Below are 24,896 nucleotides of genomic sequence, written 5' to 3'. Positions count from 1 at the left end.
TAAGCCTTTTTTGTTATTAGCAGCGCCTAACGATTAATAAAACGATAAACAGTTTAAAATGAAAGCAACTACTAAAAGGAACCCCAAAGCTACGTTGTCTACCAGTCAAGAAGCCCCACGCAAAGTTGAAAAACTGCGTATTGCTGTGCAAAAATCCGGAAGACTGAACGAGGGTTCCATGAAATTGCTGAAAGAATGTGGCATTGACGTGCCCGCAGGCAATAATCAACTAAAAATAAGTGTTGACAATTTCGATGCGGAAATATTATTTCTGCGTGATGATGATATCCCTGAGTACGTACAGGACGGTGTGGCAGATATCGGATTTGTAGGCGAAAACGTGGTGCTCGAAAAAAATAAGGACACAAAAATTCTGGAACGTCTCGGTTATGGGAAATGCAGATTATCCATCGCCCTTCCCAAAGGCAAGAAACCTAAAAGCATTCAGGAACTGGACGGTATCAAAATTGCTACCAGTTATCCATTTATCTTAAAGAAATGGCTGAAGCAAAATAAAATCAATGCAGACATTCATGTTATTAGCGGCTCGGTAGAAATTGCCCCCCGCATCGGACTAGCCGACGCCATCTGCGACCTAGTAAGTAGTGGCAGTACTTTGTTCAGCAACGAACTGTACGAATATCAGATCATCTTAAAATCCGAAGCGGTGCTTATTTCCGGAAATAATTTGTCTAAAAGAAGACAGGAACTACTGGACCAGCTATTGTTCCGCATCCGCTCGGTAAAGAAGGCTAAATACACCAAATATGTATTGCTGAATGCTCCAAACGAAAACTTGGAAACTATTTGCAAATACTTGCCGGGCATCAGCAGCCCCACCATCGTGCCACTGGCTAAAGAAGGTTGGTCGTCGGTGCACTCGGTTATTAGCGAAAATGATTTTTGGAATGTGATTGAAAAACTAAAAGCCGCCGGCGCCGAAGGAATTTTAATTTTGCCCATTGAGAAGATTATTGAGTAAGCCGGGCGTCAAAAAAGATAAAACCGATTAGTGTCTTACACATAAAATCAGATACGTTGAAACGCTATAAATATCCTTCCGCAAAACAGTGGCCCTCGATATGCCAGCGGCCTGTAATGGACAGCAGTTCGATATTTCCTGCTGTAAATGCCATTATTTATGATGTCGCCAATAACGGTAATGCGGCTTTAAAAAAATATGCGCAAAAGTTCGATGGCATTATACTGAAGAACCTTTCCGTCACAACACAAGAAATCAACGCTGCTATCCGAAATATTGACCCCTCTTTAAAAAAGGCCATTCTACAGGCAAAAAATAATATTCACAAGTTTCATAGTTCGCAAAAACAGGCTATTGTAAAGATTGAAACGACCAAAGGTGTAACCTGTTGGCGCGAAACAAGACCCATCGAAAAAGTAGGATTATACATTCCAGGCGGTTCGGCTCCGTTATTTTCTACAGTGCTCATGCTGGGGGTACCAGCATCTATTGCGGGATGTAAAGAAATTGTACTTTGTACACCTCCGGATAAAAACGGAAAAGTGCACGATGCCATTCTATTTGCAGCCTCTTTGTGTGGTATAACACGCATTTTTAAAGTAGGTGGCGCACAGGCCATTGCGGCCATGGCTTACGGCACTAAAACGATACCGGCCGTAAATAAAATCTTTGGTCCGGGCAATCAATATGTGATGGTAGCTAAACAAATCTTACAAAGTAAAGTGGCTATTGATATGCCTGCCGGACCTTCGGAGGTGTTGGTAATTGCAGATAAAACAGCCAACCCCGCTTTTGTTGCTGCAGATCTTTTAGCTCAAGCAGAACACGGCACCGACTCACAAGTGGTATTGGTAAGTACCGATGCTGATATTATTAAACAAACTGAGGTGGCCATCCAACAACAACTGAGCTTGCTACCCAGACAAAACATAGCTGCAAAAGCTTTAGAGCACGCACGCATCGTTTTGATGAAAAATATCAAGGATGCCATTGCCTTTTCCAATACCTATGCTCCGGAACACTTAATTCTGGCTTGCAAAACCACCAATGCCCTACTAAAGGAAATCCACACGGCAGGATCGGTTTTTATAGGCAATTATTCTCCGGAAAGCGTGGGCGATTATGCAAGCGGCACGAATCATACCTTACCTACCAACGGATATGCTACCGCCTATAGCGGTGTATCACTGGATAGCTTTTATAAGAAGATTACATTCCAGCAGCTCACGGACGAAGGATTGAAGAATATTGCAAATACTGTTACAACCATGGCCGAAGCAGAAGGGCTGCAGGCGCATAGCGAAGCAGTAAAAGTAAGATTAAGGCATATTAAAAAAGCGAAATAATACACGTATTGCATCACGCATCATTACTAGTACAGAACATATGGAATTTAATTTAGAATACTTGATAAGAGATAATATAAAATCACTAGCTCCTTACAGCACTGCTCGTCACGAGTTCACAGGCGAAGCAAGTGTAATGCTGGATGCTAACGAAAATGCTATCGGTTCTCCGGTGTCCTTGGATATCGGCAACCTGCATGAACCGCTGAATCGCTACCCCGACCCGCTTCAGTTGGAACTTAAAAAACAGATCAGCAATATCAAAGGTGTTCCTGTTGAAAACATCTTCTGTGGCAACGGTAGTGATGAAGCAATTGATGTACTGATGCGTATTTTCTGTGAGCCGGGAATAGATAATATAATCATTCTCCCTCCTACTTATGGCATGTACAGCGTTTGTGCAGCTATTAACAATGTGCAAGTGAAAGAAGTGCCGCTCACAAGCGATTATCAATTAGATATTCAGGCTATTGCAGACGCAGTGGATGATCGCACTAAGCTTATTTTTATTTGTTCGCCTAATAATCCTACCGGCAATAGCATCAATAGACAGGATATTGAAATCGTATTAAATAACTTCGATGGCATTGTGGTGATTGATGAAGCTTATATCAATTACGCCCGTCAAAAAACTTTCACAACGCAACTTGTGGATTATCCCAATCTGGTGGTGATGCAAACCTTGTCTAAAGCTTGGGGACTTGCCGCATTGCGTATAGGGCTTGCATTTGCGAGTAAGGAAATCATAGGTTATATGAACAACGTAAAATATCCTTACAACATCAACGAAGCTACGCAAAAGTTGGCTCTGCAGGCACTCAAGAACGTGATGCAGGTAAATGAATGGACAAAATTCACCATTGCCCAACGCACCTGGCTAGAAGAAGCATTAGCCAAACTTCCCATTACGGAGAAAATATATCCGTCGGACGCCAACTTTTTATTAGTAAAAATGAAACAGGCTAATGATGTTTTTACATATTTGCAAAGCAAAGGCATTATTGTAAGAAACCGCAGCACCACAAAAGGTTGTGAAGGGTGTCTGAGAATTACAGTGGGAACAGAAGAGGAAAACAAAAAATTAATTGAAGCATTAGAAAATTATCCCGGCTAAACCATCACTTATTATAAGCGATGAAAATTAAATGAAGTGTATGAAAAAAGTTTTATTTATAGATAGAGACGGAACACTAGTAAATGAAGCTCCCCCTACCTATCAGCTGGACTCCATCGAAAAAATTACATTCTACCCGGGGATGTTTACCTGGATGGGAAAAATAGCGCGGGAAATGGATTTTGAGCTGGTGATGGTTACCAATCAGGATGGTCTGGGTACTGATAAATTTCCTGAAGAAACCTTCTGGCCTTACCACAACCTTATTATGCGTAATCTGGAGAATGAGGGCATTCATTTTTCAGAAGTGCTAATAGATAAAACCTTCCCCGAAGAAAATGCGTCTACCAGAAAACCGAACACTGGATTGCTGACCAAATACATCAATAATCCTGAATACGATTTAGCAGGGTCTTTTGTAATCGGTGACCGTATTACAGATATACAATTGGCTAAAAACCTAGGCTGTAAGGGCATCTGGCTGAACCTAGATGAAAATCTCGGTGCCGGAGAAATTTCAGACAGCCTGAAAGAATTGGAACAAACAATTGCACTGAAAACAAAAAGCTGGGAAGACATCTATGCTTATTTGCAGTTGAAGGCAAGAAGAGTTAAGCACAGCCGATACACTAACGAAACGAAGATTGATATTGAAATCAATCTCGATGGTACTGGCATTTGTGAAATTGAAACGGGATTAGGTTTTTTCGATCACATGTTGCATCAACTAGGAAGACATAGTGGTATCGACCTCAAAATAGTTACCAAAGGAGATTTACACATAGATGAACATCATACAATTGAAGATACAGCTATTGCATTAGGCGAAGCCTTTCATCTGGCGCTCGGCAATAAAAAGGGTATTGAGCGTTACGGTTTCTTATTACCTATGGATGACTGCCTAGCACAAGTCGCAATCGATTTTGGTGGTAGGCCTTGGCTGGTATGGGATGCATCATTCAAACGCGAAAAAATTGGAGAAATGCCAACGGAGATGTTTTATCATTTCTTTAAATCATTCAGTGATGCGGCAAAGTGTAATTTAAACATTAAAGCAGAAGGTGATAACGAGCATCATAAGATTGAGGCTATCTTCAAAGGGCTTGCCAAAGCGATCAAAATGGCTATCAAAAGAACTCCCGGCAATGAACAGTTGCCCAGTACCAAAGGGGTGCTTTAAAAAGGATCAATAAGTAAAAGATTTATGAACGTTGTTATTGTAAAATATAATGCCGGCAATATCCAGTCAGTACTTTTTGCATTGGAACGATTGGGCGTGACAGCGGTGGTTACCGATGATAAGGAGCAAATTTTATCCGCCGATAAAATTATTTTTCCCGGTGTAGGCGAAGCAAGCACGGCTATGAATTACCTAAAACAAAGGAGTCTGGATAAAGTCATCACATCCGCCAAGCAGCCGCTGTTGGGCATCTGCCTGGGTATGCAATTGCTTTGCAATTACAGTGAGGAAAACAATACGGAATGTCTAGGCATCTTCAACACACAGGTTAAACGTTTTACAAACACAGACCTGGCCAATCCTTTGAAGATACCCCAAATCGGCTGGAACAATATTTCCATAACCGATAATCCGCTTTTTAGAAATGTAAAGGATGGCAGCTATTGCTATTTTGTGCACAGCTATTATGCTGAAATAAATGAAAGTTCCATCGCAACGACGCACTACGGCATTGAGTTTAGTTGCGCGCTGAACAAAGACAATTTTTACGGGGTACAGTTCCACCCCGAGAAAAGTGCTGAAACCGGAGAACAGATATTAAAAAACTTCCTTGCATTATAAAAGTTAAATATAAGAAGACTAATAAGTCCTAAGACTGATTAAAACAATTGAAAATGCAAATCATTCCTGCAATAGATATTATAGAAGGCAAGTGCGTACGTCTTAGTAAAGGAGACTATAGTCAGAAGAAAGTGTATAACGAACGCCCACTGGAGGTAGCAAAAAGATTTGAAGATGCCGGTCTCGAGCGACTGCATCTCGTAGATCTGGATGGCGCCAAAGCCGGTGAAGTAAAAAACTGGAAAGTATTAGAACAAATTGCCGGTAAAACTTCATTAAAAATTGATTTCAGCGGCGGTATCAGCAGTGATAAAAGCGTAGAGATCGCTTTTAATTCTGGTGCCACATATGCAGCTATCGGTAGTATTGCGGTAAAAAATGAATTATTACTGATGCAATGGGTCGCCCGCTATGGAGCAGATAAATTTATTCTGGGAGCAGATGTGTTAGATGAAAAAATTCAGGTTAAAGGGTGGACTGAGGCTACGGATATCCATATTATCGACTTTATCAGTAACTATAGTAAGAAAGGTATTCAGCAGTTTTTCTGTACTGATATCAGTAGAGATGGGTTATTGCAAGGCAGTGCTCTTGACTTGTATAAAAAAGTACTAAGCGAGATTAGCAACATTCAGCTGATTGCAAGTGGTGGCGTAAGTTCCCTGAAAGATCTAGAAGACCTAAAAGCTGCCGGATGCTATGGAGCCATTGTAGGGAAAGCTATTTACGAAGGGAAAATTAATATTGCTGACTTGAAATCTGATTTTTAAATGCTGGCAAAACGTATCATACCTTGTTTGGATATTAAAGACGGACGTACTGTAAAAGGCACCAATTTCGTAGACCTGCGCGATGCCGGTGATCCGGTAGAATTGGCCATTCGATATAGCCAGGAAGGAGCAGACGAGCTAGTATTTCTGGACATTACCGCCACTGTAGATAAGCGCAAGACTCTAGCTACACTAGTACGAAATATTGCTACACATATCAACATACCCTTTACAGTGGGTGGTGGTATTAATACGGTAGAAGATGTATCAGTGCTATTAGAGAATGGTGCTGACAAAATATCCGTGAACACTTCAGCCGTTAGGAACCCGCAACTCATCAGTGCTCTTGCCAAAAACTTCGGTAGCCAGTGTGTAGTAGTAGCTATTGACATCAAGATTATCGATGGCATATGGAAAGTAGTAACCCACGGAGGCCGCACGCCTACCCCGCTGGTGGCTACGGAGTGGGTAAAGGAATGCTACAATTTGGGAGCAGGCGAAATATTGTTGACTTCCATGGAGAATGACGGTACCAAAGCAGGATTTGCGGTGGACATTACTGCTACTATCAGCCAGTCGGTAAATATTCCTGTAATTGCTTCAGGTGGCGCGGGTACTATCGAACATTTTGAAGAAGTGTTTACCCAAGGACACGCTGATGCGGCTTTAGCAGCAAGTATTTTTCACTTTAAAGAAGTGGAGATTCGTGCATTAAAAGAATACTTACACTCAAAAAATATATCGGTACGTTTATAGTAATAAGCTGAAAAGCTAAATAAAACTTTAATAGTATTATGACACCAGATTTTTCTAAATATGCAGACGGACTTATCCCCGTCATCATTCAGGATGTAGACACGCTTGAAGTACTAATGTTGGGTTTTATGAACGAAGAAGCGTATAATAAAACTCAAGCTGAAGGCAAAGTAACTTTTTATAGCCGTAGCAAACAACGTTTATGGACTAAGGGCGAAACTTCAGGTAATTTTCTTCTAGTAAAAGAAATATTACTCGACTGCGATCAGGATACTTTACTAATTAAGGCGGTACCGCAAGGTCCCACCTGTCACACCGGAGATATCAGCTGTTTTGGCAAGGCGAATGACACTTTTTCTTTGCAACAATTGGAAAAAGTCATTATCGACCGTAAAAACAATCCCTTAGAAAAATCTTACACAGCCTCTCTGTTTGCAAAAGGCATTAACAAAATTGCACAGAAAGTGGGTGAAGAAGCCGTAGAAATTGTTATTGAGGCTAAAGACAATAATAAAGATCTTTTCCTGGGAGAGGCTGCCGATCTTATGTTTCACTATCTTGTATTACTCCAAGCCAAAGGGTTTACATTGCAGGATGTGATCAGAGTTTTAGAGAGCAGACACAATAAATAGCTACGGATGCTTTAGCACATCCGGCATAAATCTTTCGCTTTGCTCAATGGCATCCATAAGTTGGGCGGTAATTTCCTGGACTGACGCATTATAGTCGATCTGTAATGGTTCTTTAAAAGTCACGGTCAATTGGGTTCCTCTTTTTCTCAATCGCATTCCGGTTTTATAAAATGCTTTTGAAAAGCCACTAATAACCACAGGTATTACAATCGGTTTGTGATGTTTAATAATTAAGGCAGTTCCTTTTCGAGCCGGAGCATAAGGCGTAGTGGTTCCTTGAGGGAATGTAATAATCCAGTTTTTCAGCAAAGAACGCGCAATCTTTCGGGTGTCGCTAGGATCAAGCCCTCTGCGCTCTTCCTTACTGTTCTCGTTCCATGTTCGTCGAACCGTAATTCCTCCTGCCAGTAAAAACAGGCGGCTCACCCAGCTGCTTTTCATCGTTTGCTCTGCAGCCACATAATTTACCCTAGTAAAGGGATTTAACAAATAATAAGGCACCCCCAAACGATCCTTCTTACCCCATTTTACTGCAGAGAAAATGTGAAACAAAGTGATGACATCCAGAAAATAGGTTTGATGATTACTGACAAATAGTACATTGGATTGTGGTAAAGACGCTAATACATCTGCGCCCTTTATTCTTAACTTATTGATTATGGCAATACCCGGGTAGGTAACCATTCCTACTGTAAAATGCACTACCTTACGCAAAAGGTTTGCATTTTTCAGTCTGTTAAATACTTTGCTCATGAACAGCAGCAAAATAGAGCTTTAAAATTAGAAAATAACACATTCCTACCAATAATTTCAGAATTTTAAATTTTTCCTATATAAAGAGCTACATTTTATTTAGTAAATTGAGAATATGGACGAACGCTATAACAAACCTTCGAAGAAAAAAATTCTTTATCCCATAAATGCAGAACTCGCTAACTATCTCACCCGTCAGGGACGCGAGGTACGTCTGCCTGTTTCGCATAAAGACCTGTTAAACTTTACTTGGTCCATTCCGATAAACGATGCGCTAGGCAACAGTACGCATTGGGAAAAGGCAATTTACGATAAACGTGACTGGGATTATCTCCGTGAAGGATTGGTAAAAATTTATGCCATATTGAAAACTGAAGGTGACATGAGCTTTGCCAACCAATTGGATGTAGCACGCATTGACTATTGTGCTTTCGGCAACTCGTTACCTTTTCGTATACGTATCATTAATAAATACAACGCCAACTATGACCATTACTATATCAAAATCAATGATGCCTCCAGAATTTATGGATTGGAACTGGAACATTTCCTATCTCCTAACAGGCTTACCTATTACACAGATGGGAGTACATTGGTAGAAGAACATATTCCCGGACTGCCGGGAGATGTATTTCTGGAACAATACTTAAATCGTGAAGAAACCAATAAAACACGTCTTGCAAAAGAATTTGTAAAATTTAACGAACGTTGTTTCGTACGCCTACTCGGTGATATGCGTGCTTATAACTTCGTGGTAGTAGCAACACCCGATATTGAAAGCTATCAGTACAAATTCCGCGCTATCGACTTCGATCAACAGACCTATGAAGGTCGAAGGCATTTGTACATGCCACAATTTTTCAAAGAAAATAATCTATTTGTAAAAACGGTGCTCAGCCATCTCAATCAGGAATCTATTGAGCAATATAGAGCTGAAGAGCGTTCTGCAATGGCCTATCGGGTAGCAGTAACACGATTCCGCCTCATGGAGCTACTCAACATCATGTCTCGTGATACTGTATCAACTCCCGAGAAGGAAGCATTACTCAAACAGCAACTAAATGAATACTTTAAAACGCAGGCGTTCAATCGTTGTAACAATATGGGGCAAATTCTGAAACTGCATTTAAAATACATGCTACGCAACAACCTCAAGCTGATTCAGGAGAAAACCCGCAGTTTAGCCCGCAGAACCCCTAAACCTATATAGTACGCATTAATTTTACAAACAAAACAACTCTTTTTGTTCATGTATTTATCACATAATATTATTATCTTAGCGAGCCTTAAAAGAAAGGCTTATTTTAATTAATAAAATCAATTTTTGAAAGATGAGTAAATACACTGCCGGAGTATTATACGGCGAGGAGCTGGAAGCTCTGTACAACGACGCTAAAGAAAATAATTTTGCATTACCAGCGGTGAACGTTGTGGGAACAGACAGTGTAAACGCTGTACTGGAAACAGCTGCAAAAGTGAATTCTCCTGTTATGATTCAGTTCAGTAACGGTGGAGCGCAGTTTTATGCTGGTAAAGGAATGCCTAACGACAATTTACAGGCTAACATTTATGGTGCCGTGAGTGGTGCCCTGCACGTGCACACTGTTGCAAAATACTATGGTGTTCCTGTAGTACTGCACACCGACCATGCTGCCAGAAAATGGTTGCCCTGGGTAAGCGCCCTCATCGATGAAGGAGAAAAATTTTATAAAGAAAAAGGGAGACCCCTGTTCAGCTCGCACATGCTGGATTTGAGTGAAGAGCCTATTGAAGAAAACGTAAGCACTTCTTTGGAATTCTTCAAACGCATGGCTCCTTTGGGTATGAGCATTGAGATAGAACTGGGTGTAACCGGTGGTGAAGAAGATGGCGTAGACAATACTAATATAGATAACTCTAAGTTATATACACAACCTGAAGATGTGGCTTATGCTTATGAAAGATTAAGCACTGTAAGCAATATGTTTACTGTAGCTGCGGCTTTCGGAAATGTGCACGGAGTATACAAACCCGGTAACGTACAGCTGACGCCTGTTATTTTGGATAACAGTCAAAAATACATTGCTGAAAAATTCAAAACTGCTAGCAACAAACCGGTTTACTTCGTATTCCACGGTGGTAGCGGTTCTGAAAAAGAAAAAATCGCAGAAGCAATCAGCTATGGTGCTATTAAAATGAACCTTGATACCGACATGCAGTGGGCTTTTGCAAGTGGTGTATTCGAGTATTACAGACAGTTCGAAGCTTACCTGCAAAGCCAGTTAGGTAATCCCGAAGGAGAAGATAAACCCAACAAAAAGTACTATGATCCGCGCGTATGGCTGCGCAAAGGTGAAGAGTCTTTCATTAAACGTTTGGAAATCTCCTTCCAAGACCTTAACTGTATTAACAGAAATGCTTAAGAAAAAAATAATCAAAAAATAAAAACCCGGCTTATAGCCGGGTTTTTATTTAGCCGAAACTTCTTCTGTCGTAGAAGATTCTTAATAGCACCAATAAAAAGCCCCGCGTAAGTGCGGGGCTTTACTCAACTTATTTAAAATCTATCTACAGTGATTCATCTTCATCCTTACTACCTTCTAAAACTTTCACTTCTACAGGAACTACCCCTTGGTGCAACTGGGCTATTTTCTGAAATGCAGACTTACTTAAATCCACACGTCCTTTAATATTAGGAGCCATACGATCGTTTACCACAACCTGCACGCTTTTTCCATTTTTCTTATTGGTGACCAACAGACGGGTACCCAATTTGTATATATTCGAAGCCGCAGTCATCAAATATTCCCTGTAAATGTCGCCGGTAGCAGTTTTACGTCCGTTGAATTTACTGTGATAATAAGAAGCTTTTTGCGTTGTTGTTGTTTGAGCATCACAATAAAGATACCCCAACAATACTGCAAAAAACAGAACTAAATATTCCTTCATGTGAGATATTTTAGTTAAACAATAAACGTGAAATAACATGCTTTATTATGTTATCACGCCTTTTAACATATTTTACCACATGCAAAATACGTCCGCAAAGGTAGGCTTATTTATGCACACTCTGGCTATAAACAACCGCCAATATGTCTTACCAAATACATAAATAATTGATAATCAATATGACGATATTACAAGCGCTTGTTAAAAGAGATTAAATATCGCTATGTAGTTAAATATAGAGGGGCGCAAATAAACTATAAAAGATTCTCTATCAACAACTTAACTTAGAACAACTCCTTCCAAATCGTAATCATATGCTTTTTCGATGCGTACATTGTAAAATTCTCCTATTTGCAGCCTTTGTGACCCGGAAATAATCACCTCATTATCCACCTCTACGCTGTCAAATTCGGTGCGACCAATATACCTGCCGGCTTCCTTTTTATCGATAATTGTTTTAAATATCTTACCTACTTTTTCCTGATTGAGTTCATAGGATATTTCTTGCTGATGCTCCATGATTTCCTGAGCACGGCGCTCCTTCTCTTCCTGCGGTACATCATCCTGCAGTGCATAGGCCGTAGTATTCTCCTCATGCGAGTAGGTAAAGATTCCCACACGATCAAATCGATGCTGATCCAGAAACTGCTTCAATTCTTCCACATCATCTAATGTCTCGCCCGGAAAACCTGTAATCAATGTAGTACGCAGACAGATACCTGGCACTTTTTCGCGTATGGCAGCAATCAGATCATTCATTTCAGCTTTGGTTATCTGCCTTTTCATAGCTTTCAGCATCTTATCGGATGCATGCTGTAATGGTATATCTAGATAATTGCAAATATTCTCCCGCTCCCGCATCACATCTAGCACTTCCAGTGGGAATTTGGTAGGATAAGCGTAATGCAATCTTATCCACTCCAAACCCTGAATGTCGGCAAGTCGATTCAATAAATCAGGGAGCATCCGCTTTTTATAAATATCCAAACCGTAATAAGTTAGCTCCTGAGCGATGAGCATAATTTCTTTTACTCCCATTCTTACCAGTTTCTCGGCTTCAAGCACCAGCTCCTCAATGGGCTTACTCACATGTTTACCCCGCATCAAAGGAATAGCACAAAAAGAACAGGTTCGATTACAACCTTCGGATATTTTTAGATAGGCATAATGCTTTGGCGTTGCCAGCAATCGCTCCCCTACTAACTCTGATTTATAATCCGCTTCAAACTGCTTCAAAATGGCCGGTAGCTCCATAGTACCAAAAAAAGCATCCACTTCAGGAATCTCCTGCTCTAGGCTTTCTTTATAACGCTCACTAAGACAGCCTGTAACATACACCTTATCAATACGTCCATGCTTTTTCAGTTCCACCTGCTCTAGAATGGTATTAATACTTTCTTCCTTTGCTTTGTCAATAAAACCGCAGGTGTTGACAACAACAATATTGTGGTCTTTTTTGGTGTTTTCATGCACCACATCAATACCATTGGCACGCAACTGTCCACTTAGGACTTCGCTATCCACCATATTCTTGCTACATCCCAACGTGATAATGTTTACTTTATCTTTCTTAAGTGTTTTTGATTTCATGTAATTGAGTTCCTACAATGCTATACTACGATACTTTTTTATTGATACCGTCTCATTATAATGAAGACGTCTTTTTTCTTGCAAACAGGCTGCAAAGGTAACTTAACCCTAACAATTAAAGCATAATAAAATAAAAAGGCAGCAATCATGGCCTCAATAAGCCGATTGCTACCTTTTACAAGATATAGTATCAGATTTTACCGTTTATCAATCACTTTCACCACAGTAGAATGGCTTCTGGTACCGTCTTTATCCACCTGAGTAATGCGGGCGAATAATTGCTCTTTATGATCCAGCAGTTTTTCTGTAGCTTTTGAACATCCCATAATACCCAAAGCTAGTCCAGATAATACCACCAGAACAAACGCGGCATTTCTACGGCGCATCCAACCGCCGGCACCCAACAGCATCAAAGCAAGACCGGAAAATAAAGCAACACCTCCAGGCAGAGCAGCTATAAACGAATAACTCAATGGAAGAGACGAATTGCCACTCTCAGCTTTTGATATAACCTCTCCTACTTTCACAAACTTCTTGCCGTCTGCCGACAATTCTAATTCGAAATGGCTGTTACCGGTTTCAGAAGATGTCGTCCACTCAAACAAAATTCCGTCAAAAGTTCTCGAGGCATTAAACTCCGCGAAAGTCACAGGAAGCGCTTGAGGTGTCCAAAAAGAGAGTTGGCCATAAGCCAGATTGGCCCAGTTAAACCCTGCGGTAAAGTTTTCATCGGAAGATGGGGTTACATCAATATTCTTAAAAGCCGTAAACCTATAGGTATAAGAATTGTCGAAAAGTACAGGGACTATCTCAGTCGTAGTAAAACCAACAATATTGGAAGTCACAGGCTGCACCAAAGCTGATACATAATGCCCCCATTGAATGTCAGTCTCATTATGAGCAAAATTATAGTTATTATGCAAATAAATTGCTGCCCACTCCAATTTAGAAGTAGACTCTTCCGGTATAACCGGGTAAGAACCTATTTTTAGCTTAAATGTACCTAGGGGTTCTATAGTATTATCAGCTAGCAACTGTTGGAAATACTGATCAGAAGAAACTCCATCCGGGACTTTTGGAATAGTCTTAACATTACTAGCAGGTAAGTTTGTAAAAAAAGTAGCAATATTGGGCTCTATCGTTAAAAAGTCTGGAACGGATGCTCCATCATAGTAAACCCCTATGGAATCCCATAAATATGAAACTCCATTACCCGTCCGATTCATCAGAGGGCTATACTCTACCGGAACAGTAAAAGTCGTACCTAAACTGGGAATTACCGGCCCACTCACTAGTTTGAACACTAAATTTATTGTGCCATTGCCATTAGGGACAATCGGGAGACTCGCTAGTGTAGATTCAATCGCATCCATCCTATAAATAGTAGTATCTCCCGCTACAGGCAGAATGATGTTAGTGCGAAAAGTAGTACTATTATTAGACGGATCATCATCTGCCGGAGACAATATTGAAGCAGTTGTCAAAATTTGTGTATTGGCTGCACCACTTACCATTCCTTTTACACGCAAAACAATACCCCCCCCATCAGGCAAAGAGGGGATAATAAGCCCTGTTGTCTGTAATGAAGATACGTCTAATGAAAGAGGACATACCGTACTTCCGTTATTTGACAAACCTGAAATACAAGTAACCTCTGTTGCTGTATAGCCTGCAGCAGTTGGCATCTGCACTACCACATTCGCGGCATCATCGGGTCCGTTGTTTGTTACTGTTATAGTATAGATAAACTCATCCCCAGGATGTGTTAAGAATGATTTTCCAATCATTATTATTGAAAAGTCATAATTCTGTCCATTAACTAAACTGGAGAATAAAGAAAAAATAAACAAAAAGAAAAAGCGCTTACGGCGACGAGGAAGGCGTTCATTTTTCATATGCATTCATTTTAGGTGAAAAAATCAATTTAGAGATTAGGGCTCGATACATTGTATAAAACACACCTTCCTAACCTGTAAACTCCCTTTAGAGCTTTAATACTGAAAAAGCCCTTATCCAATATAGACTTTCCTTGAGTAATTCTTCAGATTGGCACTTGGTCAGTACGGATACGAATATAAATTTATGTAAAAAAAAACGAATATTAAAATATTTTATTACAATAATTTAATGATATCCCCATTTTCATTGGTAGGTATAGAACAATTAAGGTAATTGCATAATGCAATAACCTTAATTAAATTCCAAAATAAAAGTATCTTATTAGCTTTTATCAATCACTTTCACTCCAGTGGAATGACTTCTGGTACCGTCCTTATCCACCTGTGTAATACGGCAAATAATTGTTCGTTACGATCCGACAGATTTTCGATCGTTTTTCAACACAACATTAAATGATAGGAAAATATTGCGATTATAAAACTGCACAGCATTAGCTAATAACACTTATACCCAATATAAAAGCCATTGCATAATGCAATGGCTTTTATAACGATAATAGGGTATTTTACTCTAGTTGTTAATCCTGCTTATTTTCGAGACTAAACAAACTGTCAACAAATTCATGTTTGTCGAAGATTAGCAAATCTTCAGCCTTTTCTCCTACTCCAATGAATTTTACGGGAATTTTAAACTGGTCGGCAATAGCCAATACCACGCCTCCCTTTGCAGTACCATCCAATTTGGTTACTGCCATAGCTGTTACATCTGTAGCTGCAGTAAAATGCTTGGCTTGTTCGAGAGCATTTTGTCCGGTAGAGCCGTCTAGGACTAACAGTACTTCATGCGGTGCATCGGGTATCACTTTTTGAATAACACGCTTAATTTTATTCAGCTCATCCATTAAGTGGATTTTGTTATGCAAACGTCCTGCGGTATCAATGAGCACCACATCGCATTGCCGACTTACGGCACTTTGAGCCGTATCAAAAGCTACTGCTGCAGGATCGCTTCCCATGGCCTGCTTGATAATGGGCACTCCCACGCGCTCACTCCAGATAGTGAGTTGATCCACCGCCGCCGCACGGAAAGTATCGGCCGCTCCCAGCAATACAGATTTTCCTGCTTTTTTAAAATTGTGGGCCAGCTTACCGATAGTAGTGGTCTTCCCCACTCCATTTACACCCACTACAAGAATTATATAAGGCTTGGCAGGTAATTCGCTATCGAAGGTATAATTGCTGCCATTGGGAGCATCAACGAGTATATCCTGTATTTCCTCCTGAAGCATTCTATTGAGCTCGGAGGTGTTAAGGTATTTATCCCGCGCTACACGCTCCTCAATACGATTAATGATGCGCACAGTGGTATCCACCCCCACGTCGGCACTCACCAAAGCCTCTTCCAGATTATCCAGTACTTCTTCATCTACCGTACTCTTCCCTACAATAGCTTTACTGATTTTACTCAAAAAACCTTCCTTGGTCTTTTGAAGTCCCTGGTCGAGCGACTCTTTTTCCTTTTTACCAAACAGCTTTTTTAAAAAACTCATTTATTGATATTTTCTCGTACCCTAGTTTAAACAACAAAAGCCATTCGTAATAAACGAACAGCTTTGCACTATATTACGTTGAAGCTCAAAATTATTTTTGAGCCAAGAAGTCCTTTACTTTTTCTTTGTGGACAATTTGCTCTTTAAAAGTATAAGCGCCAGATTTAGGACTGCGTACTACACGAATCACTTTTGTCCAGTTTTTACTTTCAGCTGCAGCTTTGGCGTCTTTTACCTTCGCGTTTTTAGAAGTTGCTTTTGCCATTTCTTACAAATTTGATAAATGATCACTTACCGATGCGCATAGGAATATTGCTCCCGGTCGCACCAAGCAAAATTACTTAATTTCTTTATGAAGCGTTACTTTCTTTAAGATAGGATTGTATTTCTTCAACTCCAATCTTTCAGGGTTATTCTTTTTATTTTTCACAGTAATATAACGGCTGGTGCCGGGCAACCCACTGGCCTTATGCTCAGTACATTCCAATATTACCTGAACCCTGTTACCTTTTGATTTTTTTGCCATTTGTAATTTCTTTTAAAAATTAGATTTTTTCACCTTTCGCACGTAACTCTTTTACTACTGAGTACAAACCGTTTTTATTGATAGTACGGATAGCATCAGCAGATAACTTTAAAGTAATCCACTTATCCTCCTCTACCAGGTAAAATCTCTTCTTTTGCAAATTGGGTAAAAACCTACGCTTTGTCTTAATGTTAGAGTGCGATACTTTATGCCCTCCGATAGGAGTTTTACCCGTAACCTGACATACTCTTGCCATAATAAAAAATTTTGGATTGCAAAGGTAAGAGATTTTCGACGAAATTCTTTATAATCCTCTTAGATTTTTTTTACAATCAGCTAAATAGCAAAATTAACTATAAAAATGACTGTAGTTTCCTGCCAAACCTACCTAATTCCCTAAATTTACCTCAAAAAATGCGTATCGATCCATCTCAATATCCTTCTTATTTTCAACGATATATAGAGTTAGTTGAGGGGATAGACCTCCATAGCTTGCTTCCACAATCCTTCGATGAGTTAAAGGTTGCTCTTTTGCAGATTCCGGTATCTAAGGCCGACTATGCTTACGCCTCGGGCAAATGGACAGTAAAACAGGTGCTCCAGCACTGCATCGACACCGAACGCATATTTGCCTACCGCGCCCTCTGTATTTCTCGCGATGAGCAACAGCATTTGCCGGGATTTGACCAAGATTATTACATTCAGCACGCCAACTTGCAGAATAAAAGCCTAGAATTCCTAAAAGAAGAAATGCTCATCGCTAGGCAAAGTACCCTGATGCTTTTTCAACATTTCACCGATACAGAATTATCCAAAAAAGGTATTGCTAGCGAGCACCCCATAACAGTATTAGCATTGGGATATATTATAGTAGCACACTGGATGCATCATCAGCGTGAATTGACTGAAAAATATGGCATCATCTTCACTCGCAGCTGAGGCTAAAAAAGTCGGCGAGCCATACTTCTAATAGACGAGCTACCCTAAATAGATGGCTTTTGCGATTTAACCTAATTCATCTAATTTCGCAGAGTTCAAACCGTCTTACAAAGACCGTTACAAGATGCTGCATAACAATAGTATCAAATATGTATCGTATACGTAATAATATAAGTATGCATGCTTCTTTTGAACAATGCTTATTTAAAAATAGTTAATCATAAAAATTGATAACACATGGCATATGATGTAGTAGTATTGGGCAGTGGCCCGGGCGGTTATGTAGCTGCTATCCGCGCATCCCAACTGGGTTTTAAAACAGCTATTATTGAAAAAGAAAGCCTGGGAGGTATTTGCCTTAACTGGGGTTGTATTCCTACCAAAGCATTATTGAAGAGTGCACAGGTGTATAACGATATTAAGCATGCCCAAGACTACGGTATTGAAGCTAGCGGAACCCCAAATTTCGAAGCAATTATTAAGCGCAGTCGCAGTGTAGCTGATAAGATGAGTAAGGGCGTCAACTTTTTAATGCGCAAAAATAAGATTGATGTTATCATGGGCTTTGGCACCCTAAAAGCCAAAGGCCAAGTAGAGGTAAAATCGGCCGACGGGAAAACGCAGATTGTTGAAGGAAAACATATTATCATAGCGACAGGTGGGCGCAGCCGCGAATTACCCACAATGAAACAAGATGGTAAAAAGATCATTGGCTATCGCGAAGCCATGTCATTGCCTAAACAACCCAAAAGCATTATTGTAGTAGGTAGCGGCGCTATTGGAATAGAATTCGGCTACTTCTACAACAGCCTTGGTACTAAAGTTACCATTGTAGAATATCTGCCTCGCATCGTTCCGGTAGAAGATGAAGACATTTCAAAAGAACTAGAAAAAAATCTGAAAAAACAAGGCATCGAAATACTTGTTAACAGCGAAGTAACCGGCGTAGATACTTCTGGAGAAGGCGTAAAAGCCAAAATCAAAACTGCAAACGGTGAAGTAGAGTTGCAAGCCGATATCTTATTGAGCGCCGTAGGTGTTGCAGCCAATATCGAAGGTATTGGACTGGAAACATTAGGTATTAAAACCGATAAAGGAAAGATACTTGTCGACAAATACTATAAAACCAATGTAGACGGTTTCTATGCCATCGGAGACTGTGTGCCCGGACAGGCATTGGCACATGTTGCAAGTAAAGAAGGTATTGTATGTGTGGAAGCAATCGCCCATGCCGAAGGTAAATACAAGCATCAGCCGGAGCCTATCGATTATAACAACGTGCCGGGATGTACTTACTGCTATCCTGAAATTGCCAGCGTGGGTTATACCGAAGCGAAAGCCAAAGAAGCCGGATACGAAGTAAGAGTAGGAAAATTCCCGCTAAGTGCTAGTGGAAAAGCAAGCGCTGCAGGACATGCGGAAGGTTTCGTAAAAGTTATTTTCGATGCAAAATACGGCGAATGGCTCGGTACTCACATGATTGGTTATAACGTTACCGAAATCATCTCCGAAACCGTAGTAGGTCGCAAGCTCGAAACTACTTATCACGAAGTGCTGAACAGCATCCACCCACACCCGACCATCAGTGAAAGTGTGAAAGATGCTATCGAAGTGGCTTACGACGAAGCAATCCATTTATAAATATAGCTGTATTATATTCACTAGAGCGGCACGCATCGTAGCCGCTCTTTATATATATACCAAAATAATGTGCTCAATGGATGCGTCAGTGCGATTTACCCGCCATATCTCGCTTACTAAAACAAATAGATATTGTTAATTATTTGCCATCATCGCACTATTTATATAGTTTCCGATAAATTTGCCAAAAACTTAGGCCGATGCCCGTTAATCATTTGTTAGTCATATATCTTATCAGTCTCTTACTTGTGCTGTTACCGTCATTTGGCTTAGCCAAATTATTTAAACAAGCAGGTCGTGAATCTTGGAAAGCCTATATTCCATTTTATAATACATGGATAATGCAAGATATTGCCCAGCGCCCCAAACACTGGGTATTCTGGCAGTTGATTCCGGTAGTAGGCTGGTTTATCACGCCAGGTATATTTATTGAATTTGCTAAAGTATTCTGTCGGTTTTCATTTCTGGATCATACGGCAGCAGCACTGGTTCCCTTCTTTTACTTCCCTTGGCTGGCAAAGAATAAAGACGCGCGCTTTATAGGACCAGAAGGAGTAAAAAAACACAGAAAACCGGGATGGCGCGAATGGGTAGATGCAGCCATTTTTGCAATAGTTGCCGCTACGCTTATTCGCACTTTTGTGTTTGAAGCTTATACGATTCCTTCCAGCTCTATGGAAAAAACCTTATTGGTAAAAGATTTTCTATTTGTAAGTAAACTTAGTTATGGACCGCGTATACCCAATACGCCGCTATCGGTGCCTTTTGTACATAACTATTTACCTTTTACCAATGGCAAGTCTTACTCTACGCTAATTCAATTACCCTATATCAGATGGTTTGCATCGCCGGTAAAAAGAAATGACTGCGTAGTGTTTAACTTCCCCGCGGGAGACAGTGTCATTCATCGTCCGGAATTTGAATCCGCCAATCCGTATTATGATATTAAAAGAAGAGCAGCCGCAGGCTCGCAGGAAGATCAATACATACTTAACAATCCAGAAACATTTCCGGTAGTATCTCATCCCCCGGATAAAACAGATAATTACATCAAACGTTGTGTCGCCGTAGCAGGAGACACCTTGCAAATTGTTGATGGCATTGTATACATCAATAATAAACCCGGTTATGTCTCTCCTACTTCCGCAACCTATTATTATTTCAGAACGAAAAATAATGTCATCATTGATGAAGACTTTCTGCGTGAAGCCGGCATTGCTTTAAATATGGAGAGCGGCATGCCCGACTTCAGTCCTTTGGGCAATAATATATATCATATTAATCTCACATTGGACGAGCTGGAAATTCTTAAAAAACTTCCTGCAGTGGATGCTGCCAGCATCACTAAAGAAAGAATACCTACTAATGCGGAGCCCGAGCGCTTGTTCCCTTATTATGATAAAGCGCACGAATGGTCGGTAGATGATTACGGCCCCATCTGGGTTCCTAAAAAAGGTAGTACCATTACCTTAACTCCTGAAAATTACCCTATTTATGAACGTGTCATCAGGTCCTATGAAGGCAATACCTTGGAGGTGAAAGACGGGAAATACTATATCAACGGCCAAGCCACTAACCAGTATACTTTTAAAATGGATTATTACTGGATGATGGGTGACAATCGTCATAAGAGCCAGGATAGCCGATTCTGGGGTTTTGTACCCGAAAGCGCCGTAGTAGGTAAAGCCTGGATGATATGGTTCAGCTATGACAAGGGACCGCGATGGAAACGTCTGTTTAAAATCATCAAATAAAATCATCAACGCTTTATAAAAAAGCCTGTGTGAAAATCAGTCAACTTCACATAGGCTTTTATTTTAAACGCACTTACTATTACACTTTCCGTAATATTTTGAAAACTATTTCTCAAATGAACAGCCATAGGTGCTCATAAAAAATATTTATTCCACCTACGAAACCTTTAAACCAATTTTTTACTATATCTTTGCAGCGCCTTTTCAAGGCACAGTGTTTCCCGGGGTGCTGAATCAATTATTATTGATGAGGCTGAGATTATACCCGCAAACCTGATCAGGGTAATGCCTGCGCAGGGAAGGATGATATCCCTCCTTTCTTATTTCAGCATTCCCCTCTCATTATTTTTTTAACCCGGCACTGCACATAGCAGGCCACAAAAGAAAAAACAAATGAAGAGGATTTTCATGTTCGCATGCATCGTTGTGTATGCACATCATGCCGTTAATGCACAAAACACAACTACCAGAGACAGTGTACAAGAACTTACTCCTGTTGAAGTACGCTCTACAAGATTGAATGAAAAATCACCATTTGCTGTATCCAACCTCAGCTCTAAAGAAATCGAAAAGCAAAATCTAGGACAAAACTTCCCTTACTTACTCAATCAGATTCCTTCAGTTATTACAAGTTCAGATGACGGTATTGGAGTAGGTTATTCATCGTTACGCATCAGAGGAACCGATATTACCAGAACCAATGTTACCTTCAATGGCATTCCCGTAAATGATCCCGAATCGCAAGGTGCCTTCTTTGTAAACTTCGGCGACTTGGCGTCATCGGCAAACTCTGTACAAATACAACGCGGCGTAGGCTCTTCTACCAACGGAGCCGGCGCTTTTGGAGCTTCTCTAAACATCTACAATATTGAGCAAAGTAAAAAAGCTTATGCATCTGTGAGTAATGCATATGGCTCCTTCAATACGTGGAAACATACGCTGAAAGCCGCAACAGGACTGCTGCCCGGAGGTTTTCAGGTAGATGTACGGTTGTCCAAAATTAGTTCCGATGGTTATATACAACGTTCATTCAGTGATTTGAAGTCGCTTCAATTTCTTGCCGGATGGACGTCAAAAAATGAAAAGACGAATATTAAATTTAATCTGCTTACCGGGAGGGAAAGAACCGGACAAGCATGGAATGGTATTGGCACCTACTATACTTCCGAAGATGACCCATCTACAGTAGATTACACCAAACAATTAGATGCCATTGGCAGAAGAACCAATACACTCGGTAAAATAAGTGATGGGGTTTACTATGAAGACCAGACCGATAATTATCAGCAGGATTATTATCAGGCATTCTTCAATCATAAATTCAACAATCACTGGTCTTCCAATATCAGCTTGTTTTTAACAAGAGGACGAGGCTATTATAATGAGTACAAAATTGGTGAAGATTTTGACGACTATGGGCTACATCCTGTTACCATTGGAGATTCTGTAATCACATCTACCGATCTAATACGCCAATTATGGCTCGACAACCATTACTATGGTACCGTATTTTCTGCAAACTATAACAAAGAAAATACCACTATCAATATTGGTGGAGCCTATACTATATTTGATGCTAAACACTACGGCTTTGTAAAATGGGCACAAGTAGGGTTTCCCAATGATTACCGTTGGTACAACTTACCCGCAAAAAAGAACGACTTTAATATATACACAAAGCTACAGCAGCAGCTCATTACTAATCTGTACGGCTTTGCCGACTTACAAGTGAGGGTGGTGGATTATACCATTAACGGTTTCAGAAAGAACCCCGATATTCATTCAAAAAATCAGTTCACTTTCTTTAATCCCAAGGCAGGATTAAGCTATATCATCAAGCATCCCAAAACAGCAATAAGCAAAATATATGGATCTGTAGCCATTGCTAATAAAGAACCTAATCGTAACGACTTCGAAGCAAATACAGATGAAGCTCCCCGTCCTGAACGATTAACAGATGTTGAGCTGGGATATGGCTTTAATGCCCCTAAGTGGGAAGCTGAAATTAACGGATACTATATGAAATATAAAGACCAGCTCATTCTTACCGGGAAAATTAATGATGTAGGAGCTTATACGCGTACTAATGTGGATAATAGTTATCGAGCCGGTATAGAACTCTCTGTTGCTGCAAAACCTGTAGATTGGTTGCAAGTCGCTGCCAATGCCACTTTCAGCCGCAATAAAATAAAAAGTATCACGCAATACGATGATGACTATGATAACGGCGGACAGATAGCGACCACCCTTACCAATACCGATATATCCTTCTCCCCCAACATCATATCAGGAGCTTCTCTTACTGTAGAGCCTTTTACTAAACCTGCAGACGCGCAACATTTCTATATTGATGTTCTAGGGAAATATGTAGGAAGACAATATCTCGACAATGCTCAGAATAAGCTTAAGAGCATTAATCCTTATGCGTTGGCTGATGTAAGACTCAGATATCAGTTTAGCTCTAATACTTTTAAAGATATTAGTATCATAGGTATGATTAATAACGTATTTAATAAAAAATACGAAAACAGCGGATATACTTTTAGTTACCTATATGGCGGGGTTTTCACTACGGAAAATTATTACTTTCCCCAGGCGGGCACGAACTGGAACCTCGGTATTTCCTTTACTTTCTAATCAAAAACATATACAACAAAAAAGCCTGTCGATGTAATATCGACAGGCTTTTTAATTATCCTAAAAAAATATTAATCATTATCGAAAGCTTCTTTCCAGGCCAGAATACCACCTTCTACATTCACAGTTTTTTTAAAGCCTAATGTTTCTAAGTGTAAGCAGGCTGCTGCGCTACGCTTACCACTACGGCAATGGATGATTACCTCCTCTTCTTCTTTACCTTCCAGCGGACCTAATGTTCCGTTTTGAATATCCCCCAAAGGTATCAATGTAGCTCCGATATTATATTCTTCATATTCTGCCGGCTCCCGGCAATCAATCAGCAATAATTTTTCACCATTATCTAATCTTTCTTTTAACTGGTGAACTGTGATAGTATCCATGTTATATAGTATTTAAAAAAGTTGAGTAATTATTCATGCCCCCCAATTGAGTCTCTTCTTCTTGACGAAGGAGTAAATACATCGGTGGAATCCGTTACAGGCTTGGTAGTACCCACCCATACATCCATTACCTGCCCTGCTCGAATAGTGATCAAATTACCTTCGTCGTCATAACGCGGAGGGTTTTGTCTATAAATATAGGCATTAGCAGTATCCCGTACATCGGGATCGGGAATAATAGCAGCCAGTTTTACGCCTATACCATCCAACAATTGCTGAGCTTCGTATAATGTAAGCCCAATAAGATTAGGAGTAGCATATGATACATGACTGAGCTCGGAACCAATTACCAAATCGATTTTACTCCCCATCTTGATTTTAGCTCCAGGTTGAATGGTAACACCGTTATACAATTGCTCTAGAACAGAGTTCTTCGCAAAATCGGGTCGTAAGGTTGTATCCCCCAGTTTCAATCCGGCATTTTCCAGCACCATCAAAGCATTACGAAAACTATACCCTACAACATTGGGCATTTCTATTAATGGCGGTTCGGCTCTATTATAAGTAAGATATACACTACGAGTAGATTTTACAACCTCCAGTTCATCCGGTACTTGCCTAATAACATAAAATGGAGGAAGACTATCATAATAAACACTATCCTGTATTTCTATGGTAAATCCAGCCTCGGACAAAATGCGTTCGGCTTCCATCAATGTTTTTCCGGTTACGGCAGGAACAGTCTTCGCATCATTATGATTAGTAAACCATCCTAGAGAACTTATCGCACCCACAAAGATTGCTACCGACAGCAACACCCCCGCCAATATATTCACCCACAGGGGTTTATTGGTAATGAATTTAAACATTAGAAAAAAATAGTTTCTGTAAATATA

General features: G+C 40.2%; 24 protein-coding genes and 1 riboswitch. Of the genes, 14 read left to right on the top strand and 10 right to left on the bottom strand.

Features of this window, described 5'->3' with window-relative positions; translation table 11 throughout:
• Nucleotides 1–58 precede the first annotated feature (58 nt).
• Genes hisG through hisIE form a run of 8 tightly spaced genes read left to right on the top strand, consistent with a single transcriptional unit; the run spans nt 59 to nt 7,401 of the window.
• Nucleotides 59–982 carry an ATP phosphoribosyltransferase gene (gene hisG, locus PIECOFPK_RS07880; protein ID WP_330974235.1) on the top strand — a complete coding sequence of 308 codons (924 nt, stop codon included), beginning with the start codon at nt 59–61 and terminating at the stop codon, nt 980–982.
• Nucleotides 983–1,038: 56 nt separating this feature from the next.
• The gene (gene hisD, locus PIECOFPK_RS07875; RefSeq protein ID WP_409965529.1) at nt 1,039–2,328 is read left to right on the top strand and encodes a histidinol dehydrogenase; all 1,290 of its coding nucleotides are present in this window, start codon (nt 1,039–1,041) and stop codon (nt 2,326–2,328) included.
• Between the two features lie 40 nt (nt 2,329–2,368).
• Nucleotides 2,369–3,442, top strand: coding sequence for a histidinol-phosphate transaminase (gene hisC / locus PIECOFPK_RS07870; protein ID WP_409965528.1), 1,074 nt, complete (start codon nt 2,369–2,371; stop codon nt 3,440–3,442).
• A 40-nt stretch (nt 3,443–3,482) separates the two neighbouring features.
• Nucleotides 3,483–4,622: a bifunctional histidinol-phosphatase/imidazoleglycerol-phosphate dehydratase HisB gene (gene hisB, locus PIECOFPK_RS07865; RefSeq protein WP_409965527.1), complete on the top strand. Its 1,140-nt coding sequence runs from the start codon at nt 3,483–3,485 to the stop codon at nt 4,620–4,622.
• A 24-nt stretch (nt 4,623–4,646) separates the two neighbouring features.
• Nucleotides 4,647–5,243, top strand: coding sequence for an imidazole glycerol phosphate synthase subunit HisH (hisH, locus tag PIECOFPK_RS07860; protein ID WP_330974239.1), 597 nt, complete (start codon nt 4,647–4,649; stop codon nt 5,241–5,243).
• A 53-nt stretch (nt 5,244–5,296) separates the two neighbouring features.
• Nucleotides 5,297–6,013, top strand: coding sequence for a 1-(5-phosphoribosyl)-5-[(5-phosphoribosylamino)methylideneamino]imidazole-4-carboxamide isomerase (hisA, locus tag PIECOFPK_RS07855; RefSeq protein WP_330974240.1), 717 nt, complete (start codon nt 5,297–5,299; stop codon nt 6,011–6,013).
• Nucleotides 6,014–6,769: an imidazole glycerol phosphate synthase subunit HisF gene (gene hisF / locus PIECOFPK_RS07850; protein WP_330974241.1), complete on the top strand. Its 756-nt coding sequence runs from the start codon at nt 6,014–6,016 to the stop codon at nt 6,767–6,769.
• Between the two features lie 38 nt (nt 6,770–6,807).
• Nucleotides 6,808–7,401 (top strand): bifunctional phosphoribosyl-AMP cyclohydrolase/phosphoribosyl-ATP diphosphatase HisIE, encoded by a 594-nt coding sequence (hisIE, locus tag PIECOFPK_RS07845; RefSeq protein ID WP_330974242.1) that lies wholly within the window; start codon nt 6,808–6,810, stop codon nt 7,399–7,401.
• Here hisIE and PIECOFPK_RS07840 read toward each other — a convergent pair whose 3' ends face one another.
• Entirely contained in the window at nt 7,402–8,154 is a 753-nt protein-coding gene (locus tag PIECOFPK_RS07840) for a lysophospholipid acyltransferase family protein (RefSeq protein ID WP_409965526.1), read from the bottom strand.
• Between the two features lie 115 nt (nt 8,155–8,269).
• Here PIECOFPK_RS07840 and PIECOFPK_RS07835 point away from each other — a divergent pair, with 115 nt between their 5' ends.
• Both PIECOFPK_RS07835 and fbaA read left to right on the top strand, forming a co-directional pair.
• Nucleotides 8,270–9,364, top strand: a complete 1,095-nt coding sequence (locus PIECOFPK_RS07835) for a hypothetical protein (RefSeq protein WP_330974244.1) — start codon at nt 8,270–8,272, stop codon at nt 9,362–9,364.
• Between the two features lie 121 nt (nt 9,365–9,485).
• Nucleotides 9,486–10,556: a class II fructose-bisphosphate aldolase gene (fbaA, locus tag PIECOFPK_RS07830; protein ID WP_330974245.1), complete on the top strand. Its 1,071-nt coding sequence runs from the start codon at nt 9,486–9,488 to the stop codon at nt 10,554–10,556.
• Between the two features lie 145 nt (nt 10,557–10,701).
• On the opposite strand, the gene PIECOFPK_RS07825 is transcribed toward fbaA, so the two are convergent.
• The 7 genes from PIECOFPK_RS07825 to rpmB all read right to left on the bottom strand — a co-directional run bounded on the left by PIECOFPK_RS07825 (nt 10,702) and on the right by rpmB (nt 16,902).
• Nucleotides 10,702–11,082 carry a septal ring lytic transglycosylase RlpA family protein gene (locus PIECOFPK_RS07825; protein WP_409965525.1) on the bottom strand — a complete coding sequence of 127 codons (381 nt, stop codon included), beginning with the start codon at nt 11,080–11,082 and terminating at the stop codon, nt 10,702–10,704.
• Between the two features lie 279 nt (nt 11,083–11,361).
• Nucleotides 11,362–12,672 (bottom strand): 30S ribosomal protein S12 methylthiotransferase RimO, encoded by a 1,311-nt coding sequence (gene rimO / locus PIECOFPK_RS07820; RefSeq protein ID WP_330974247.1) that lies wholly within the window; start codon nt 12,670–12,672, stop codon nt 11,362–11,364.
• A gap of 197 nt (nt 12,673–12,869) precedes the next feature.
• Nucleotides 12,870–14,567, bottom strand: coding sequence for a DUF11 domain-containing protein (locus tag PIECOFPK_RS07815; protein ID WP_409965524.1), 1,698 nt, complete (start codon nt 14,565–14,567; stop codon nt 12,870–12,872).
• 581 nt (nt 14,568–15,148) lie between these two features.
• Nucleotides 15,149–16,120, bottom strand: a complete 972-nt coding sequence (ftsY, locus tag PIECOFPK_RS07810; protein ID WP_330974248.1) for a signal recognition particle-docking protein FtsY — start codon at nt 16,118–16,120, stop codon at nt 15,149–15,151.
• A gap of 91 nt (nt 16,121–16,211) precedes the next feature.
• Nucleotides 16,212–16,385 carry a DUF4295 domain-containing protein gene (locus tag PIECOFPK_RS07805; RefSeq protein WP_330974249.1) on the bottom strand — a complete coding sequence of 58 codons (174 nt, stop codon included), beginning with the start codon at nt 16,383–16,385 and terminating at the stop codon, nt 16,212–16,214.
• A gap of 72 nt (nt 16,386–16,457) precedes the next feature.
• On the bottom strand, nt 16,458–16,646 hold the full coding sequence (rpmG, locus tag PIECOFPK_RS07800; protein ID WP_330974250.1) for a 50S ribosomal protein L33: 189 nt from the start codon (nt 16,644–16,646) through the stop codon (nt 16,458–16,460).
• Between the two features lie 19 nt (nt 16,647–16,665).
• The gene (rpmB, locus tag PIECOFPK_RS07795) at nt 16,666–16,902 is read right to left on the bottom strand and encodes a 50S ribosomal protein L28 (protein ID WP_330974251.1); all 237 of its coding nucleotides are present in this window, start codon (nt 16,900–16,902) and stop codon (nt 16,666–16,668) included.
• Between the two features lie 158 nt (nt 16,903–17,060).
• On the opposite strand from rpmB, the gene PIECOFPK_RS07790 reads away from it, so the two are divergent.
• The 4 genes from PIECOFPK_RS07790 to PIECOFPK_RS07775 all read left to right on the top strand — a co-directional run bounded on the left by PIECOFPK_RS07790 (nt 17,061) and on the right by PIECOFPK_RS07775 (nt 23,617).
• Nucleotides 17,061–17,585 (top strand): DinB family protein, encoded by a 525-nt coding sequence (locus PIECOFPK_RS07790; protein WP_409965523.1) that lies wholly within the window; start codon nt 17,061–17,063, stop codon nt 17,583–17,585.
• A 237-nt stretch (nt 17,586–17,822) separates the two neighbouring features.
• Nucleotides 17,823–19,226, top strand: a complete 1,404-nt coding sequence (gene lpdA / locus PIECOFPK_RS07785; protein ID WP_330974253.1) for a dihydrolipoyl dehydrogenase — start codon at nt 17,823–17,825, stop codon at nt 19,224–19,226.
• A 200-nt stretch (nt 19,227–19,426) separates the two neighbouring features.
• Entirely contained in the window at nt 19,427–20,980 is a 1,554-nt protein-coding gene (lepB, locus tag PIECOFPK_RS07780) for a signal peptidase I (protein ID WP_330974254.1), read from the top strand.
• Between the two features lie 212 nt (nt 20,981–21,192).
• Nucleotides 21,193–21,298, top strand: a riboswitch (TPP riboswitch).
• A 75-nt stretch (nt 21,299–21,373) separates the two neighbouring features.
• On the top strand, nt 21,374–23,617 hold the full coding sequence (locus tag PIECOFPK_RS07775) for a TonB-dependent receptor (RefSeq protein ID WP_409965522.1): 2,244 nt from the start codon (nt 21,374–21,376) through the stop codon (nt 23,615–23,617).
• 71 nt (nt 23,618–23,688) lie between these two features.
• On the opposite strand, the gene PIECOFPK_RS07770 is transcribed toward PIECOFPK_RS07775, so the two are convergent.
• On the bottom strand, nt 23,689–24,000 hold the full coding sequence (locus PIECOFPK_RS07770; protein ID WP_330974256.1) for a rhodanese-like domain-containing protein: 312 nt from the start codon (nt 23,998–24,000) through the stop codon (nt 23,689–23,691).
• 29 nt (nt 24,001–24,029) lie between these two features.
• On the bottom strand, nt 24,030–24,869 hold the full coding sequence (locus PIECOFPK_RS07765) for a PASTA domain-containing protein (protein ID WP_330974257.1): 840 nt from the start codon (nt 24,867–24,869) through the stop codon (nt 24,030–24,032).
• Nucleotides 24,870–24,896 lie beyond the last annotated feature (27 nt).

This window comes from Chitinophagaceae bacterium C216, assembly GCA_028485475.2.
GTDB classification, from domain to species: domain Bacteria; phylum Bacteroidota; class Bacteroidia; order Chitinophagales; family Chitinophagaceae; genus Niabella; species Niabella composti.
Note: the sequence above shows the minus strand (reverse complement) of the source record. Positions and strands in the feature narration are given on the sequence as shown.

What these genes read in the sequence shown, in the direction of transcription:
- hisG (WP_330974235.1), top strand. Translation starts at nt 59, where the DNA reads ATGAAAGCAACTACTAAAAGGAACCCCAAAGCTACGTTGTCTACCAGT.
- hisC (WP_409965528.1), top strand. Translation starts at nt 2,369, where the DNA reads ATGGAATTTAATTTAGAATACTTGATAAGAGATAATATAAAATCACTA.
- hisB (WP_409965527.1), top strand. Translation starts at nt 3,483, where the DNA reads ATGAAAAAAGTTTTATTTATAGATAGAGACGGAACACTAGTAAATGAA.
- hisH (WP_330974239.1), top strand. Translation starts at nt 4,647, where the DNA reads ATGAACGTTGTTATTGTAAAATATAATGCCGGCAATATCCAGTCAGTA.
- hisA (WP_330974240.1), top strand. Translation starts at nt 5,297, where the DNA reads ATGCAAATCATTCCTGCAATAGATATTATAGAAGGCAAGTGCGTACGT.
- hisF (WP_330974241.1), top strand. Translation starts at nt 6,014, where the DNA reads ATGCTGGCAAAACGTATCATACCTTGTTTGGATATTAAAGACGGACGT.
- hisIE (WP_330974242.1), top strand. Translation starts at nt 6,808, where the DNA reads ATGACACCAGATTTTTCTAAATATGCAGACGGACTTATCCCCGTCATC.
- PIECOFPK_RS07840 (WP_409965526.1), bottom strand. Translation starts at nt 8,154, where the DNA reads ATGAGCAAAGTATTTAACAGACTGAAAAATGCAAACCTTTTGCGTAAG.
- PIECOFPK_RS07835 (WP_330974244.1), top strand. Translation starts at nt 8,270, where the DNA reads ATGGACGAACGCTATAACAAACCTTCGAAGAAAAAAATTCTTTATCCC.
- fbaA (WP_330974245.1), top strand. Translation starts at nt 9,486, where the DNA reads ATGAGTAAATACACTGCCGGAGTATTATACGGCGAGGAGCTGGAAGCT.
- PIECOFPK_RS07825 (WP_409965525.1), bottom strand. Translation starts at nt 11,082, where the DNA reads ATGAAGGAATATTTAGTTCTGTTTTTTGCAGTATTGTTGGGGTATCTT.
- rimO (WP_330974247.1), bottom strand. Translation starts at nt 12,672, where the DNA reads ATGAAATCAAAAACACTTAAGAAAGATAAAGTAAACATTATCACGTTG.
- PIECOFPK_RS07815 (WP_409965524.1), bottom strand. Translation starts at nt 14,567, where the DNA reads ATGAAAAATGAACGCCTTCCTCGTCGCCGTAAGCGCTTTTTCTTTTTG.
- ftsY (WP_330974248.1), bottom strand. Translation starts at nt 16,120, where the DNA reads ATGAGTTTTTTAAAAAAGCTGTTTGGTAAAAAGGAAAAAGAGTCGCTC.
- PIECOFPK_RS07805 (WP_330974249.1), bottom strand. Translation starts at nt 16,385, where the DNA reads ATGGCAAAAGCAACTTCTAAAAACGCGAAGGTAAAAGACGCCAAAGCT.
- rpmG (WP_330974250.1), bottom strand. Translation starts at nt 16,646, where the DNA reads ATGGCAAAAAAATCAAAAGGTAACAGGGTTCAGGTAATATTGGAATGT.
- rpmB (WP_330974251.1), bottom strand. Translation starts at nt 16,902, where the DNA reads ATGGCAAGAGTATGTCAGGTTACGGGTAAAACTCCTATCGGAGGGCAT.
- PIECOFPK_RS07790 (WP_409965523.1), top strand. Translation starts at nt 17,061, where the DNA reads ATGCGTATCGATCCATCTCAATATCCTTCTTATTTTCAACGATATATA.
- lpdA (WP_330974253.1), top strand. Translation starts at nt 17,823, where the DNA reads ATGGCATATGATGTAGTAGTATTGGGCAGTGGCCCGGGCGGTTATGTA.
- lepB (WP_330974254.1), top strand. Translation starts at nt 19,427, where the DNA reads ATGCCCGTTAATCATTTGTTAGTCATATATCTTATCAGTCTCTTACTT.
- PIECOFPK_RS07775 (WP_409965522.1), top strand. Translation starts at nt 21,374, where the DNA reads ATGAAGAGGATTTTCATGTTCGCATGCATCGTTGTGTATGCACATCAT.
- PIECOFPK_RS07770 (WP_330974256.1), bottom strand. Translation starts at nt 24,000, where the DNA reads ATGGATACTATCACAGTTCACCAGTTAAAAGAAAGATTAGATAATGGT.
- PIECOFPK_RS07765 (WP_330974257.1), bottom strand. Translation starts at nt 24,869, where the DNA reads ATGTTTAAATTCATTACCAATAAACCCCTGTGGGTGAATATATTGGCG.